Annotated in this window: 12 protein-coding genes; 9 read left to right on the top strand and 3 right to left on the bottom strand. The window is 38.8% G+C overall.

Annotation, left to right across the window (positions count from 1 at the left end; all coding sequences use genetic code 11):
- Window positions 1-63 precede the first annotated feature (63 nt).
- From rpoC to PALPR_RS08645, 4 genes are all read left to right on the top strand, one after another.
- Complete coding sequence (rpoC, locus tag PALPR_RS08630; protein ID WP_013445234.1) at window positions 64-4,359, top strand: DNA-directed RNA polymerase subunit beta'; 4,296 nt, start codon at window positions 64-66, stop codon at window positions 4,357-4,359.
- Between the two features lie 160 nt (window positions 4,360-4,519).
- Entirely contained in the window at window positions 4,520-5,593 is a 1,074-nt protein-coding gene (locus tag PALPR_RS08635; RefSeq protein ID WP_013445235.1) for a mannose-1-phosphate guanylyltransferase, read from the top strand.
- A gap of 92 nt (window positions 5,594-5,685) precedes the next feature.
- Complete coding sequence (gene mutL, locus PALPR_RS08640) at window positions 5,686-7,530, top strand: DNA mismatch repair endonuclease MutL (protein ID WP_013445236.1); 1,845 nt, start codon at window positions 5,686-5,688, stop codon at window positions 7,528-7,530.
- Window positions 7,531-7,555: 25 nt separating this feature from the next.
- Entirely contained in the window at window positions 7,556-8,206 is a 651-nt protein-coding gene (locus PALPR_RS08645; protein ID WP_013445237.1) for an HAD family hydrolase, read from the top strand.
- A 48-nt stretch (window positions 8,207-8,254) separates the two neighbouring features.
- On the opposite strand, the gene rprY is transcribed toward PALPR_RS08645, so the two are convergent.
- The 3 genes from rprY to PALPR_RS08660 form a co-directional block, all read right to left on the bottom strand.
- Entirely contained in the window at window positions 8,255-8,962 is a 708-nt protein-coding gene (rprY, locus tag PALPR_RS08650) for a response regulator transcription factor RprY (protein WP_013445238.1), read from the bottom strand.
- Window positions 8,959-10,497 carry a sensor histidine kinase gene (locus PALPR_RS08655; protein WP_013445239.1) on the bottom strand — a complete coding sequence of 513 codons (1,539 nt, stop codon included), beginning with the start codon at window positions 10,495-10,497 and terminating at the stop codon, window positions 8,959-8,961. The genes rprY and PALPR_RS08655 overlap by 4 nt, the downstream gene beginning before the upstream one ends.
- Before the next feature lie 291 nt (window positions 10,498-10,788).
- Window positions 10,789-11,394 (bottom strand): class I SAM-dependent DNA methyltransferase, encoded by a 606-nt coding sequence (locus PALPR_RS08660; RefSeq protein WP_013445240.1) that lies wholly within the window; start codon window positions 11,392-11,394, stop codon window positions 10,789-10,791.
- Window positions 11,395-11,571: 177 nt separating this feature from the next.
- On the opposite strand from PALPR_RS08660, the gene dpp5 reads away from it, so the two are divergent.
- The 5 genes from dpp5 (at window position 11,572) to PALPR_RS08685 (ending at window position 17,928) form a co-directional block, all read left to right on the top strand.
- The gene (gene dpp5 / locus PALPR_RS08665; protein WP_041620347.1) at window positions 11,572-13,650 is read left to right on the top strand and encodes a dipeptidyl-peptidase Dpp5; all 2,079 of its coding nucleotides are present in this window, start codon (window positions 11,572-11,574) and stop codon (window positions 13,648-13,650) included.
- 541 nt (window positions 13,651-14,191) lie between these two features.
- Window positions 14,192-14,773, top strand: coding sequence for an RNA polymerase sigma factor (locus PALPR_RS08670; protein WP_013445242.1), 582 nt, complete (start codon window positions 14,192-14,194; stop codon window positions 14,771-14,773).
- Window positions 14,751-16,034, top strand: coding sequence for a porin family protein (locus PALPR_RS15935; RefSeq protein WP_013445243.1), 1,284 nt, complete (start codon window positions 14,751-14,753; stop codon window positions 16,032-16,034). Before PALPR_RS08670 ends, PALPR_RS15935 begins: the two co-directional genes overlap by 23 nt.
- A 15-nt stretch (window positions 16,035-16,049) precedes the next feature.
- Window positions 16,050-17,291, top strand: a complete 1,242-nt coding sequence (locus PALPR_RS08680; protein ID WP_013445244.1) for a serpin family protein — start codon at window positions 16,050-16,052, stop codon at window positions 17,289-17,291.
- 40 nt (window positions 17,292-17,331) lie between these two features.
- Window positions 17,332-17,928: an outer membrane beta-barrel protein gene (locus PALPR_RS08685; protein ID WP_013445245.1), complete on the top strand. Its 597-nt coding sequence runs from the start codon at window positions 17,332-17,334 to the stop codon at window positions 17,926-17,928.
- Window positions 17,929-17,964 lie beyond the last annotated feature (36 nt).

Raw genomic sequence — 17,964 nt, forward strand, 5'->3', positions numbered from 1 at the left:
AAATTTATTCTAAATTGAACTTTCAAAAAATGTAAATCTTATAACTCTTTATAAAACAGAGATATGGCTTTTAAAAATGATAATAAGGTAAAGAGTAATTTTAATAAAATTTCGATTGGTCTTGCATCACCCGAAGAGATATTAAAATTATCGAGTGGCGAGGTTCTCAAACCCGAAACCATTAATTATCGTACCTACAAACCAGAGCGTGATGGTCTGTTCTGCGAACGCATTTTCGGTCCAACTAAGGATTTTGAATGTCATTGCGGAAAATATAAACGTATCCGTTACAAAGGCATTGTCTGCGACCGTTGTGGTGTAGAAGTGACTGAGAAAAAAGTTCGTCGTGAACGTATGGGACACATCCAATTGGTTGTACCTGTAGCCCACATCTGGTATTTCCGCTCATTGCCGAACAAAATCGGTTACCTGCTTGGAATGCCAACCAAGAAACTTGATTCAATTATTTATTACGAAAAATATGTCATCATTCAGGGAGGAATTCTTGAAAATGGCGAAAACATTACGCAAGGCGAATTACTTTCAGAAGACGAATATCTTGATATTCTGGAAGCACTTCCACGTGAAAATCAATTGTTGGATGACAACGACCCAGAAAAGTTCATTGCTAAAATGGGGGCTGATGCTATCTACGATTTATTGAGTCGCTTGGATTTGGATGTTTTATCATACGACCTACGTCATAAAGCTAATAACGACACTTCGCAACAACGTAAAAACGAAGCCTTGAAACGTCTGCAAATTGTAGAATCTTTCCGTGCTTCTAAGTTACGTAACAAACCTGAGTGGATGATCATTAAGATTGTTCCGGTTATTCCACCTGAATTGCGTCCATTGGTACCACTTGATGGTGGTCGTTTCGCTACTTCGGATTTGAATGACCTGTATCGTCGTGTTATTATTCGTAACAATCGTTTGAAACGATTAATTGAAATCAAAGCTCCGGAAGTAATTTTACGTAACGAAAAACGTATGCTTCAGGAAGCTGTGGATTCATTGTTCGACAATTCACGTAAATCGAGTGCTGTTAAAACCGACGCAAACCGTCCGTTGAAATCGCTTTCAGATTCGTTGAAAGGTAAACAAGGACGTTTCCGTCAGAACTTGTTAGGTAAACGTGTGGATTACTCGGCTCGTTCGGTAATCGTCGTTGGTCCTGAATTAAAAATGCACGAGTGCGGTATCCCTAAGGATATGGCCGCAGAACTTTATAAACCGTTTGTAATCCGCAAATTGATCGAACGCGGAATTGTAAAAACGGTAAAATCGGCAAAGAAAATTGTTGATCGCAAAGACCCGGTAATCTGGGATATTTTAGAGTACGTGATGAAAGGACATCCCGTATTACTAAACCGTGCCCCTACTCTTCACCGTTTAGGTATTCAGGCTTTCCAACCAAAAATGATTGAAGGAAAAGCAATTCAACTTCACCCATTGGCATGTACGGCTTTCAACGCCGACTTTGATGGTGACCAGATGGCTGTTCACTTACCGCTGGGTAATGAGGCTATATTGGAAGCTCAGATGTTAATGTTGGGATCGCATAATATTCTTAATCCTGCTAACGGTGCTCCTATTACTGTACCTTCGCAGGACATGGTTCTTGGTTTGTATTATATTACCAAACCACGTCCGGGAGCTTTGGGTGAAGGTCTTATATTCTATTCGCCCGAAGAAGCAGAAATAGCTTACAACGAAAAGAAAGTTGCTTTACATGCTCCGATCAAAGTAAAAACTTTGGATCTGAATGCTGAAGGCGATCTTGAGTTGCAATTAATTGAGACTACAGTTGGACGTATATTGTTTAACAAGTGTGTTCCGCCTCAAGTAGGTTATATAAATGAACTTCTTTCTAAAAAATCATTGCGCGACATTATTGGTAACGTAATTGATATTTGTGGAGTTGCCCGTACTACCCAATTTTTGGATGATATCAAAGATTTGGGTTACTACATGGCATTCAAAGGTAGTTTGTCGTTTAACTTAGCCGACGTTATTATTCCACCGGAAAAAGAAACATTGGTAAAAGAAGGTAATGCTGAAGTAGAAGAAATTTTGAATAACTATAACATGGGATTCATTACCTTCAACGAACGTTATAACCAAATTATTGATACTTGGACACACGTAAACTCGAAATTGTCGAATATTTTGATGAAGCAACTTTCGAGTGATAATCAAGGGTTCAACTCTGTTTATATGATGTTGGATTCAGGTGCTCGTGGTTCTAAAGAACAGATTCGTCAGCTTTCAGGTATGCGTGGTTTGATGGCAAAACCTCAAAAATCAGGTGCAGAAGGTGGACAGATTATTGAAAACCCAATTCTTTCGAACTTTAAAGAAGGACTTTCGGTATTGGAATACTTTATTTCTACCCACGGTGCTCGTAAAGGTTTGGCGGATACGGCTCTTAAAACGGCTGATGCCGGATACTTAACCCGTCGTTTGGTTGACGTTTCACAAGATGTGATTATCAATGAAGACGATTGTGGTACATTACGTGGTTTGATCGCTACCGAAATGAAAAACAACGAAGAAGTAATTTCGTCTCTTTACGAACGTATTCTTGGTCGTGTTTCGGTTCATGATATTTATCATCCGCTTACAGCTGAATTATTAGTTGCTTCGGGTGAACAAATTACAGAAGTTCATGCACGAAAAATTCAAGATTCTCCAATCGAACGTGTTGAAATCCGTTCGGTATTGACTTGCGAATCTAAAAAAGGTGTTTGTGCTAAATGTTACGGACGTAACCTGGCAACAGGAAAAATGGTACACATTGGTGAAGCTGTAGGTGTTATTGCCGCTCAGTCAATCGGTGAACCGGGAACTCAGTTGACACTTCGTACTTTCCACGTCGGTGGGGTTGCTTCGAACGTCGGTGCAGAATCTAAAATAACTTTACGTTACGATGGACGCCTTGAATTTGAAGAGCTTCGTACGGTTGATGCTGTTGAAGACAATAAAGACACTTATCAGGTGGTAGTAAGCCGTTTGGCTGAAATGCGTGTAGTTGATGTTAATACCGGAATTGCTCTCACCACACAGAATATTCCTTACGGTTCTAAACTGTATGTGAAAGATGGAGATCTTGCAACTAAAGGTCAGGTTGTCTGTGAGTGGGATCCATTTAACGCGGTAATTATTTCGGAAACTGATGGTAAGATTGAATTTGAAGATGTAATTGAAGGTGTTACTTTCAAAACTGAAACAGATGATGCTACCGGATTACGTGAAAAAATTCTTATTGAATCAAAAGATCGTAATAAAGTTCCAAGTGCTCACATTGTGTCAAAAGATGGTTCTATTCTTCGTACATACAACTTACCGGTGGGTGCCCACTTGGTCTTGGACAACGGTGATAAGATTAAAACCGGTCAAATGTTGGTAAAGATTCCACGTGCTGTTGGTAAAGCGGGTGATATCACCGGTGGTCTTCCACGTGTAACTGAATTATTCGAAGCTCGTAACCCATCGAATCCAGCTGTTGTAGCTGAAATCGACGGTGAAGTAACCTTCGGAAAAATCAAACGTGGTAACCGCGAATTGACTGTAACTTCGAAAACAGGTGAAATCAAAAAGTATATGATTCCATTATCTCGTCAGATTTTGGTTCAGGAAAATGACTTTGTACGTGCAGGAACTCCGCTTTCGGATGGAGCAACCACACCTTCAGATATTTTATTAATCAAAGGACCTACTGCGGTTCAGGATTATATTGTAAATGAAGTTCAGGACGTTTACCGCTTACAAGGTGTAAAAATCAATGATAAACACTTTGAGGTAATTGTACGTCAGATGATGCGTAAAGTTGAAATTCTGGAACAAGGCGATACTCGCTTCCTTGAAAAGCAAATTGTTGACAAACATGACTTTATGGAAGAAAATGATCGTATCTGGGGTAAAAAAGTAATTCTTGATGCAGGCGATTCAGCTACGTTGAAACCCGGTCAGATTATTACTGCCCGTAAGTTACGTGATGAAAACAGTATGCTTAAACGCCGTGATATGAAATTAGTAGAAACACGCGATGCAATTGCTGCTACTTCTAATCAGATATTACAAGGAATTACTCGTGCTGCTCTTCAAACCAATAGCTTTATGTCGGCTGCTTCTTTCCAGGAAACTACGAAAGTGCTAAACGACGCTGCTATCAACGGAAAAGTAGACCGCTTGGAAGGATTGAAAGAAAACGTTATTTGCGGACATTTGATTCCAGCCGGAACAGGACAACGCGACTTCGACAAAATAGTAGTTTACTCACGCGATGAGTACGACAAGAAGGTTGATGCCCGTAAAAATGTACTGGATATAGAAGAAAGTGAAACAGAAGAATAATTAATCTTCTTGCCTAAAACTATTTATAAACGAGCTTGTTTTCTTTTTGAAGACAAGCTCGTTTTTTGTAGTAGCAACTTTTGGTATGCTCAAAAAAACACAGTATCTTAGCATTAATTTTGAAATTAATCCGAGTCAAGAACTCAAACCTATCATTAAAATGGAAAACAATTATTGTATCATCATGGCCGGTGGCGTTGGAAGCCGCTTTTGGCCTTTCAGTCGTAATAACCGCCCTAAACAATTCCTGGACTTCTTTGGAACCGGACGTTCCCTCCTACAACTCACTTTTGACAGAATAAATCATCTTGTACCTGCTGAAAATATAATAATAGTATCCAATATTATTTATAAAGATTTGATATTGGAACAACTCCCCAAAATTAAAGCCGATCAGGTATTACTTGAACCTAACAGACGTAACACCGCTCCTTGTATTGCTTATGCTATCAATCGCATCAAAGCTATGACCGACAAAGCAAACATTATAGTTGCCCCTTCGGATCATTTGATTTTGAAAGAAACTGACTTTTTGGATACCATTAAAACAGGTCTTGATTTTGTAGATAAAAATGATTGTATTCTAACGTTGGGTATTAAGCCTAGCAGACCGGAAACTGGTTATGGCTATATCCAAATATCGGAAGGTGAAACTAACCTCCGTAAAGTAAAAACATTTACAGAAAAACCAAACGCTGAACTCGCTCAGGTTTTTTATGAAACAGGCGAGTTTTTCTGGAACTCAGGTATATTTTTGTGGAACCTTCAAACGATAGTCAAGGCTTTTGATGAATTATTGCCGGAAGTTGCCAACAAATTCAATGCTGGAGAAAAATTTTATAACACCGCTAACGAACAGGCCTTTATAGATGAAATGTATGCTTCATGTCCTAATATCTCTATTGACTATGGTATTATGGAAAAAGCGAAAGATGTACATGTTCTATGTTCAGATTTTGGCTGGACCGACTTGGGAACATGGGGTTCATTGTATGAAATGTCTCCAAAAGATGAAAACGAAAATGTAGCACTGAAGTGCAAAACTGCTTTTTACGAAAGCGAAGGCAACATAGTGGTACTTCCTCCTGAAAAGTTGGCTGTAATTCAGGATTTGAAAGGCTACATTGTAGCTGAATCCGACAATGTTTTACTAATATGCAAACTGGAAGAAGAACAACGCATTCGTCAGTTTGTCAATGATATGAATGTAACTTTTGACGGGAAATTTAATTAAAAGTTGATAATCTACAGTTGGCACTTGGCAGTCTTTAATTATCGAAAGTATCGTAATTAGAAGCTATCAACTGCCAACTTTCAGTTAATATAATGAGCGATATAATTCATCTTTTACCCGATTCTGTAGCCAATCAAATTGCAGCCGGAGAAGTTATACAACGTCCGGCTTCTGTACTAAAAGAGTTGGTAGAGAATTCAATTGATGCCGGAGCCACTTTTATTCAGATACTGATAAAAGATGCCGGGCGTACGTTGATTCAGGTTGTTGATAACGGGAAAGGAATGAGCGAAACAGATGCGCGCATGGCATTTGAACGTCACGCTACCTCGAAAATAAAAAATGCTGACGATTTATTTTCATTACGTACCATGGGATTCCGGGGCGAAGCCCTAGCATCAATAGCAGCCGTAGCGCAAGTAGAGTTGCGGACACGAAGAGCAGAAGACGAACTTGGCGTATTAGTAGAAATTGCAGGCACGCGGGTGTTTAAACAAGAATCTGTTCAGTGCGATCTGGGAACTTCTTTTCAGGTAAAGAATTTATTTTTCAATGTACCTGCCCGAAGACGATTTCTGAAAAGCGACAATGTAGAAAAGAGTCATATTCTGACGGAGTTTTACAGAATAGCCCTGGTTAACACTTCTGTCGCTTTTTCATTTTTCGATGGGGATGAAGAGATTTTTCAGCTACCTGCATCCAACAATAAAATCCGTATTGAGAATATATTTGGGAAAAGTGCAAAAAAACGCTGGCAACAGCAACTTCTTAGCATTGAGACTTCCACTAATCTGGTTAGCATATTTGGTTATGTGGGCAAACCTGAATATGCGCAAAAATCTGCAACCCAGTATTTCTTTGTAAACGGGAGATATATGCGCCATCCATACTTCCATAAAGCGGTATTGCTGGCATATAATCAAATGATTCAGGCATCGGAGAGTCCGAATTATTTCATATATTTTGATGTTGATCCGCAAACTATTGACGTCAATATTCATCCAACAAAAACTGAAATTAAGTTTGAAAACGAACAGGCTATCTGGTCGATATTAACTGCAGCCGTCAAAGAAGCATTGGGCAAATTCAATGTTATTCCTTCTATTGATTTTGATCAGGAAGGCGCCGTGGATATACCCACTACTATTTCGGTTGAGAATGTACGCCCACCTCAAACAAACTTCAATCCAAATTACAATCCTTTCGGCACTTCAAATTACAAAAGGCCTGTACTGGATTGGGAGGATTTATACGGAGGGTTCGAGAAAAAAGAGGAACCTTCAGAATCGGTTATCGATTGGGAGCCTGAAACAGAAATAATCATAACCCCCTCATTCACTCAGCAAGAACAACAAAAGGTAATTGAAAATCTGGAAACCAGAGCCGAAAATTATCAATATAAGAATCGCTTTATTCTTACCGGACTTAAATCCGGTTTATTAATGATAGATCAGCATCGGGCACATACCCGTATCTTATTTGATCTGTTTCTTAGTCAGATAGAGAATTCCAAAGGATCGTCTCAGCAAGTACTATTCCCCGAGATACTGGAGCTAAGTGCTGATGACGCTTTGTTTTTCGAGCAAATCATACCGGATTTACAACACGTGGGATTTGAGTTTGAAACCATGGAGAACCATACTTATAGCGTTAAAGGAGTTTCTTCGCATGTGGGCACCGGTAGCGTTATTGATTTGCTGCTGGAAATGCTGGACAAAGCAAAAACCACAGCTCAGGATCCCACAGCCAGCATCCACGAAACCATTTCGCTATCGCTGGCAGAGGCTTCTTCAATAAAATCGGGTCAACGCCTATCTTCCGAAGAAATGAGTGATCTGATTGACCGTCTGTTTGCTTGTTCTAATCATAATTTTACTCCGGATGGAAAAAAGATTATGACCATTTTCTCTCAGGATGAGCTTGAGAAACGCTTTTGATACGCTTGATTTTTAGTAGAAAGAAATGAAAACTTTAGTTATATTCGATTTGGATGGCACGCTGCTCGATACGGTTGCCGACTTAGCTGCCAGTACCAATTATGCTTTAGAACAGTGTGGATTTCCAACCCACGAAGCGGAGGCTTATAAATTTTTTGTGGGAAATGGCATTAATAAACTATTTGAAAGAGCATTGCCCGATGGAGCTAAAGACCAGGAGACTATTTTGAAAATCAGAAAGTATTTCATTGAATACTACAACGATCACAATTCAGAACTAACAGTTCCCTATCCGGGAATATCTGAATTACTTGGCACATTGCAATCCAAAAACATTCAACTTGCCGTAGCCTCTAATAAATACCAGCAAGCCACTACAGAATTAATACAGCATTTTTTCCCTGATATCAATTTTGCGGCTGTTTTTGGACAACGTGAAAACGTACCGATAAAACCAAATCCTGCAATAGTAAATGATATTCTGGCTATAACCGGAACTGAACGAAAAGATGTCTTGTATATCGGTGATTCAGGAGTAGATATGCAAACTGCTCAAAATGCAGGTGTCGATGCTGCCGGAGTTACCTGGGGTTTTCGTCCCAGAGCAGAACTCGAACAATTCGAACCAAAATATATTATAGATAATACAAGCAAAATTCTTGAAATCATAGCATAAAAAAAACCGCCATATTGGCGGTTTTTTTTATGCTATCTAAATCTGCGGCTATTCTTCTTTCACCTGAGGGGTAATAAGTTTGTAACCTTTACCGTGAATATTGATAATAGCTACGTTTTCATCGTCTTTCAACAATTTGCGTAATTTAGTGATATACACATCCATGCTACGTGCATTGAAGTAATTATCATCAACCCATATTGTTTTCAGCGCAAAATTGCGTTCTAAAATACTATTGGCATTAGCAGCCAAAAGGTTCAGTAATTCTGATTCTTTGGTTGTAAGCTTTTTAGATTCGCCTTCGTATGTAAGCATCTGTTTTTGAGCATCAAAAACAAACTCTCCGATTTGATAGGTAACAACATCTTTCGCACGTTTACCTTTTACTCTACGCAAGATAGATTCAATGCGGTAAAGTAATTCCTCCATGCTGAATGGTTTTGATAAATAATCATCAGCACCTAATTTAAATCCTTGCAAAATATCTTCTTTCATCGATTTTGCTGTAAGGAAAATAATAGGCACTTCAGAATTTAATGAGCGCACGTCGGCAGCCAATGCGAATCCGTCTTTCTTAGGCATCATCACATCAAAAACACATAAGTCATATTTGTTCTTAGAAAAAGCTCTGTAGCCGGCTTCACCATCAGGTTGTAAGTCTGCATCGTAACCTTTTGTCTGCAAATATTCTCTGAGAAGCATGCCAAGATTTTCATCATCTTCGCACAACAAAATTTTTACTTTTTCGTCAGTCATAATTCGTAATTTTTTAATGTTGGTATTGTAATAGTGAATTTTGTTCCAATTTTTAATTCGCTTTCCACTTTAATGGATCCGCGATGTTCAGTAACTATCTTTTTTACGTAAGCAAGTCCCAATCCAAATCCTTTAACGTTATGCAGATTTCCGGTAGATACACGATAAAATTTTTCGAAGATTCGTCTTAAGTCGTCTTTATTGATTCCGATTCCATTGTCTTCGATACTAATAATCAAGTTATCCTTCTCATTCCATGTTTCTATTGTCAAGAGTAATGGTTTATCGCTGTATTTTAGCGCATTGTCCATTAAATTGAAAATCACATTAGTAAAATGGACTTCATCAACCAAAGCCACATCATTGGCAGCTTTGAGGTTCGACGTAATTTTGCCTCCTTTACTGGTAACTTTCAAAGAAAAATTATTGACTATATCTGATATTAATGAGTTTATTGATATTTCGTTAAGCTTTAATATCGATTTATCTTTTTCAAATATAGCCATTTGCAACACTTTCTCCACTTGCAAACTCAATCGTTTTGTCTCATCTTTTATCACCTTCGAAATGTGTTTCAAGGTTTCTGGTGTTTTACCTACGCCCGGATCCTGCAACATTTGTGAAGCTAACGAGATGGTCGAAATCGGAGTTTTAAGCTCATGAGTCATATTGTTGACAAAGTCATTTTTCATATTATTGAGCTTTTTCTGTCTGAAAATGATAATAATAGCTACAATAAATATGCTCAGAATAATTAGTACCAGTGCCAACGAAGGCAAAAGTAAGTTCATCGAACTTAAGATATAATTTTGCTTTGTTGGAAACGTAACCTGCAAATAGGCTGCTTTGCTCGACTCTTCAAGCGGAAACAGTTTTTGGGTATATATGTTACTCTGTATTTCTATTTCGTCCTGCTTAATATCCTTATGACAATTATAAATAACTTTTCCTTGCTTATCCACTACCGAATACGTGAAAGGAAGCGTTACTCCATTATTTACAAGTACCTTAGTCAGGATTCCATCCAAATCCTCAAAATTAACCCGTTCGTTAATCTCCTTCTGATCAATCTCTTTCATCCAACGGAAAACCGCCTGATCTAATATCGTTTTAGAACGTGAGAAGTTTTGTTTAAATTTCTCCTGCAAATAGCGAGAAGTTTCTTCGATGGTCGACTGCCCATGACGCGTTTTTAAACGTATAGTCGGTCTGTTTATCTGCTCAGAAGTCAGTTTAAGATTTCCGGCCATGCTGTCGATGTTCTTCTTCATCTGGCTGGTCTGAGAATCCTGACTTAACAATCTGCTTTTGCTCCCTGAGTAATCATCGCCTTCGAGCGTTTGCCCCAAATACTCCAAAGCCTCATTTTCCTCTACTAAACTTACCGTCTGAAACAGACTTCGTTGAACATTGTCATTAAACTGACTTTCAATCATTTCTGCATTTATCCTTACATATCTTGCTTGCAGGAGAATAAGTCCTACAAAAGTTAATGCCATTGAGATAATAAGAATCCAGATAGTTGCTTTCTTCATAACACGACAAATTTACATCAAAATATATTCTTAAACATCATATTAACAACAAAAAGGCGTTATTTTTTATCAAAAACAATATTTATTGTATTATTTTTACATAATAGCCTGATCGAATTTAAACAATAAAGATTATTTTAATATAATTCAAGCGCAAACACCTCAAAAAACAAAGAAAAATTTAAATTTTTATATTAAAGGATGCTTATTGCCCATTAATACAGCAATTACATATTAACTATTTAACACAAAAGAACAATCTACAAGCCTGAAATGCTATTATCAGCAATTTCAACGTTTCTTAGCTATCAGCATAAATTGCTCGTAATCTGATATTTTTCCTTTAATTCTCTCACGCGAAAGCACATTATACGTATGAGTCGAAACAACATCAAAGCCTGCCTGCTCAAACTGTGAAGATAAATGCGCTGTGTCAAATCCGCAATGAGGAATAGGCTCGAATCTATGAAATGAACCGTCTTCAGTTCGAATATCTCCTACTATTATCACAGCATTAGGCTTCATTATTTTAGACAAGTGAAGTAAGGCTTTATCAATGTCCGGAATGTGATGAAAGGCCATGCAAGAAAAGACCAAATCAATATCTTGCTTTTGGTATTCAAAAATCTCACCATGTACAATCTCAACCAATTCATCACCATTCAATTTAGCCTTCAACACCTCTAACATGGATTGAGAAGTGTCTTCGAAAACCAAAGCATTTATTCCGTCTAATAACTGAAGACCAACCAAGCCTGTGCCCGCTCCGATTTCCAAGCCCTTCCAACTTTTCTGCAACTTTACGTTTTGCAACAGTTCACGAACAAAAATGCGAGTCATAGCTATCTTTTCAGGACTATCCCATTCAGCAGCCCTCGCAGCAAAATTATCAATCATACTTATTATCCTCTATATTCTTTTAAATTAAAACAGTATAACTCTGTTTTAAACCAATTTGTTTAAAACAAATAAACCAAACTCATCACTTAATTTTAATCGTATAATGATACAAAAAAGCACTATATTTGTACTCATAAAGCTTATTTTAAAATTAAAACGGTTCAGTTAGTGAAAATGAAAAACCTATTAAAAACAAGTATTATGGCAATAGCTGTTGTAGCAGCAAGCGGAGCTGCAAACGCCGAAACTCCTGTTATAGGAAAACAGCACCCAACTATAACAAACAGACTCATGACTCCTGAGGTTCTATGGTCGTTCGGTCGCGTAGGCGGAGTACAAATTTCTCCCGATAAAACCAAAGTTCTGTATAGCGTGTCCTATTACAGCATAACCGAGAACAAAGGAAATTCAGAGCTTTTTGTTATGAACACCGATGGTTCGGACAAAAAACAAATTACCAAAACCGCCACTCGCGAAGCAGCAGCAAAATGGATGAAAGACGGCCAGCACATCGCTTTTTTATCGTCGGAAACCGGAAGCATGCAACTGTGGACGATGAAAGCCGATGGTAGCGAACGCAAACAAATAACCGACGTAAAAGATGGAATCAATGATTTCGCTTTATCGCCGGACGAAACAAAACTTCTTTTTGTAGCCGATGTGAAGTACGGAGAAAGCACCGTAGATAAATACCCCGATCTGCCAAAATCGAGCGGTATAATCGTAACGGATTTAATGTACAAACACTGGGACGAATGGACAAAAACCGTTCCACATCCTTTCGTGGCAGATATAAAAGAGGGCAAAATTGCAAATATTATTGACATATTAAACGGTGAACCCTATGAAAGTCCTATGAAACCCTTTGGTGGAATAGAACAACTTGCCTGGAGCCCCGATGGAAAAACCGTGGCCTACACTTGTAGAAAGAAAACCGGGAAAGAATATGCTCTTTCAACTAACTCCGATATCTACTTCTACACCCTGTCTACCGGCAAAACAGAGAATAAAACTCAAGGCATGATGGGATACGACCAGAATCCGACATTCTCGCCCGACGGCAAATGGCTGGCATGGGAAAGCATGGAACGGGATGGATACGAAGCGGATAAAAACCGTTTGTTTGTCATGAATCTGCAAACCGGCGAAAAGACCGATCTTTCAGCCAACTTCGATCAGAATTCGGGCTCACTGATTTGGACTCCCGACAGCAAATCCATTTATTTTGTAAGCTGCTGGCATGCTGTCACTCAGATTTACCGTGCAGATATAGCTTCAAAAAAGATAGTACAAATTACAAAAGGAGATCATGACTACTCCTTTGTGGCTCCGATAAAGGACAAACTTATTGGCGTAAAACATTCGCTGAGCAAACCCGACGAAATTTATGCTATAAACCCAAAGACAGGAGTTGAAACAGAAATTTCATTTGAGAATAAAGAAATTCTGTCTCAACTAGACATGGGAAAGGTAGAAGAACGCTGGATTACCACTACCGACAATAAACAAATGCTTACGTGGGTGGTTTATCCACCTAACTTCGATAAGAATAAGAAATATCCAACATTGCTTTTCTGCGAAGGCGGACCACAATCGACAGTGAGCCAGTTTTGGTCGTATCGCTGGAACCTACAGCTCATGGCGGCCAACGGCTATATAGTAGTTGCACCTAACCGTCGCGGACTTCCAAGCTTTGGTAAAGAATGGCTGGAGCAAATTAGCGGTGATTATGGCGGTCAAAATATGAAAGATTATTTCTCAGCCATCGACGCATTGGCCAAAGAACCCTATGTAAATAAAGATAAGTTGGGTTGCGTAGGTGCAAGCTATGGTGGATTTTCGGTTTACTGGCTCGCAGGCCATCATGAAAAACGCTTCAAAGCTTTCTTGGCACACGATGGCATGTTCAACTTACCGCAACAATACCTTGAAACAGAAGAGATGTGGTTTGTAAACTGGGATTTGGGTGGCGCATACTGGGACAAAGCAAATGCTATTGCACAGCGTTCGTACGCCAACTCTCCGCACTTGTTTGTGGACAAATGGGACACTCCTATTTTAGTTATTCACGGCGAAAAAGATTACCGCATTCTGGCTTCACAAGGTATGGCAGCTTTCAATGCAGCTATATTGCGTGGTGTTCCGGCTGAGATGTTGATCTTCCCCGACGAAAATCACTGGGTACTACAACCTCAAAATGGTATTCTTTGGCAACGTACATTCTACTCGTGGCTGGATAAATGGTTGAAATAAACCAATATTCCCCGAATAAAAAGATTTATACTTCAAAGGGCTTTACATTATATGTGAAGCCCTTTGTGCATCAAAGCAAACTTCCAATTAGCTCTTACCGTAAAGCTAACTAAAATATCGCAACAGCTTAGTATATTAATCGGCATCAATTAATTCATTCGTAAGTATCAATTATATTTATGCTGTACAGCTCAACAAAATATACTGTACAGCATAATAAGTTATACTGTACAGTATAAATATCTATAGTCTACATATCAATCTTAAAGTAACTCAAAGACTCAGCTAATCGATCAGTATACTTCAATTAATTCCTCGAAAGAAACGGAATAGATTATAGAAACTCCTACGGATTCCTAAAATGATTGAAATAAGAAACCTGCATTTATCTACAGAATTGTCTCCGAATTTGGGAAGAAAACAACATATAGGCATTCAATATAAATTTCTTGCCAGAATGTTGTAATTTTGGTGATTATTAAACTTTATATTGAAAAGAGATGCAACAAAAACAACCTGGTTTGCATCATCAAAAAAGAATATGGAATTAAGGACTGCGATAACTGACGAACAACAATTGATTGCCGGATGCAAAGCGGGTAAATCGTGGGCTCAAAAAAGGGTTTACGAATTACATGCTCCAGCCATGATGAGCGTTTGTGTGCGGTATGTAAACGATCGGGAAACGGCCCGCGACTTATTACAGGATGGTTTCATTAAGCTATTTACAAAGATAGATTCATATTCAGGAACAGGGTCATTCGGCGGTTGGATAAGACGAATCTTCGTCACCACAGCATTGGAATATCTCAGGCAAAACGATGCATTGAAACAGAGTGAAAGTATTGAAGAATACAGCAATTATATTGAAAATAATGATGTCGGGGTATTGGAAAAAATTTCAGTTGATGATTTAATGGCTTGCATTTCAGAATTATCAGACGGATATAGAATCATATTCAATTTATATGCTATCGAAGGTTATTCACACGCCGAAATAGCGGAAATACTAAACATAGCTGAAGCCACCTCGCGATCGCAATTTATGAGAGCCCGAAGAATTCTTCAAAAAAACGTACAATCACTTATTGGACAAGATCATGCAAAACAATATAAACAATAACGAACAAGATGCTTTCAATGATATTTTCAGGCAAAAGCTTGAAAATCATCAGCTGCCCGTCGATGCCGAATGCTGGAACGAGATAGAAGCACGCCTGAACTCCAAGAAAAGAAGGATTATCCCGTTCTGGTTTTGGCTAACAACCGGGGGCACTGCCGTTGCCTTCCTGGCATTGCTGTTTACTTTGCGTTTGCCTTCCGCGTCTACTGACTTTGCCAGAGACTCTAAACAGATTAAAACCAAACAAATAAACGTACAAAATAAAATTGCCGGCAAACAAGCGAGTCATTCTATTTCAACAAAAAAGTCCGCTGAGACGAACCACAAAAATTATCAGACATCTAAAAACAACAAAGTGGAAGATGTTGTAATTAAAGAACCAAACTTAACGGAAACTGCTACCAAAGAGAATATTAAGATCGAAAACAACGGTGCAAACGAACAACAGTTAGCTCAGGTAACAGACAATCGGGAGGCTCCGGCAACAACGAATTCCGTATCTGCTCGTGATTCCGCAAAGAATAATTCTGATAATGTTTTCCAAGACAGATTACTGGCTAAAAACGCTGAAAGCGAAAAGCCTGCCAAAAAGCCAAAAAAGAAACAAGACCTGTTGCTGGCAGCTGCATTTAGCACCGGTGGAGGCATGAATTTTAGCGGGAACAATGGTCTGGTATTTGACAATCCCATTGGAAAGTCATATTTGACGAATGGAATGACAGATTACAGCAACATACTGTCTCAACAGGATTTTTCAGAAAAAAACTATATGGCTCCCGTTTCGTTTGGAATCATCGTACGGAAACAGCTAAACAAGGCTATCGGCATTGAGAGTGGACTTGTGTACACTTACTTACTGTCAACATTTTCTAATTCCGGCATGCAACATCCTGACGCTAAATTGCATCTTCATTATGTAGGCGTTCCTATCAACTTTGTGGGTCTGCTTTGGGATAACCCAACATGGGAGATCTACTTATCAGGGGGTGGTATGGTGGAAAAAGGAATTCAATCGGTTTATAGTCAGAACCAGTATTCCGGCAACAGGATAATCACTACCATTGCCAAAACCAATATCAATGGTCTTCAATGGTCGGTAAACGGAGCAATCGGAGTAACGTATAAGGTGCAACGAAACTGGGGAATATATTTCGAACCCAAGCTCTCTTATTTCTTCGACAATAATCAACCCGCCAGCGCCCGAACCGAAGACCCTGTAGTAATAGGAATATCGGCAGGAGTAAGATTTAGAATCAAATAATAAAACTCAATCGTTATGAGAAAGTATTTATCAGTATTTGCACTTGCTATCCTAATGGCGAGCTGCAGCAATCAGAATGATCCGACAATAAAGGTTCCGACCGATGCTAAACCGATAATATTGAAGGCCGGCTGGGAAAAACGAATAAATCAGGACAATGAATTCGCTTTTGATTTACTAAAGCAAACCATTCAAAGTTCGGGTGAGACAAACGTATTCGTATCTCCGTTGAGCGTCAGCATTGCGCTAGGAATGGCATGGAACGGCGCCAATGGACAAACAAAGACCGAAATGGAAACGGCTTTGAAATTGAGTGGAATGTCAATTGCCGATATCAATGATTACTATAAAACAATGCAATCCACCCTCCCGTCAATTGATCCGACAACCAAATTGAGTATTGCTAATTCGTTGTGGTATCGCTCAGGATTTCCTGTAAAATCTGACTTCTTAAAAGTAAACACCGATTACTTCGGATCTTATATCAAAGAATTGGATTTCAGTCAAAGCTGGGCTGTGGATACTGTAAATAACTGGTGCGCAAAGAAAACAAACAATCTGATAAAGAAACCGCTTGACATGATTCCACCGGATGCCATGATGTATCTTGTAAACGCCATATATTTTAAAGGAATCTGGAGAAAACATTTTGAAACAAAAAATACAACGGAAGCCAACTTCACCAACGAACTGGGGAAAGCAGTAAAAGTCAATATGATGTATCAGAAAGACACCTTTTCTTATGCGCAAGACAGCTATGCTCAATATCTTGATATGCCGTATGGAAATAAAGCTTTCAGCATGACAGTAGTATTACCTAACGAAGGAAAAACAACCGGAGAAGTATTGGACTACATGAAAACAACCGGGTGGGACAACACGCTTAAAGGTTTCTTTACAAGTCAAGTGGATGTTTATTTACCCCGATTCAAAACTCAAAACAAGTTTATACTCAACGATCCACTGAAAAATATGGGAATGAATCTGGCATTTAATGAATTTGCCGACTTCAGGGATATCGCCAATACTCCATTGATGATCTCGAGGGTAATTCACGACACTTATGTAGAAGTGACAGAAGAAGGTACTGAAGCTGCCGCAGTAACTATAGTTGAATTTGGAAACACCTCAGTCGGACCTCAACCTCTCCCTACTCCAATCTTCAAAGTCAACAGGCCTTTTATATTCGTAATTCGGGAGCAAAGTACTGGTGTCATTCTCTTTATCGGAAAAATGGGAAATGTTGATAAGTTTTGATTAAATCCAACCTTAAAATAAGGACTTAAGACGCTAGAACATGAAAAAAAGTTATTGCCTCCTATTCATTTTTGTGTTTTTCGCATCGGAAATGAAAGCCCAAAAAGCCGAAGTAGGTATCACATTCTCTGCATTAAGCGATAATAGCATTGCCCGGTTTAACAGTGATTATATCAGTGATTCCGGTACCGATGCAGGAAAATCGCACACATTCGGGATTACTTACATTAAACCTTTAAATAAATGGCTCGGCGTTGAATCCGGTATTGAGTTCCTCCAAGGCAAAGCATCGATTCATTCAATAACGAACACAATGTATGGATTAAGCACCGTAAGTCATAGCGGGACTATGTCTCTTATCAATATCCCTGTCGGCCTTCGTGCATCCTTTTGGAAGTATTGCTTTGTGAACGGAGGATTATTTATAGATATGGATGTAAGCTCTGACTCGCCTGTGAATTCTCAATCAGGAATAGGGAGTCAACTCGGATTTGGACTGAAATACAACTTCAAAACAGGTATCTCAGTATTCGTAAACCCCTATACTAGAATACACGCATTCCCATTATCATTTCAATCTAATCAGGAACACTTATTTGAGTCAGCCATTCGGTTTGGGATGAGTTATCAGTTATAAAAGCAGATTTTAAATCACAGTTTTAAATCCAGAGAT

The sequence above is a fragment of the Paludibacter propionicigenes WB4 genome (assembly GCF_000183135.1).
GTDB lineage: Bacteria > Bacteroidota > Bacteroidia > Bacteroidales > Paludibacteraceae > Paludibacter > Paludibacter propionicigenes.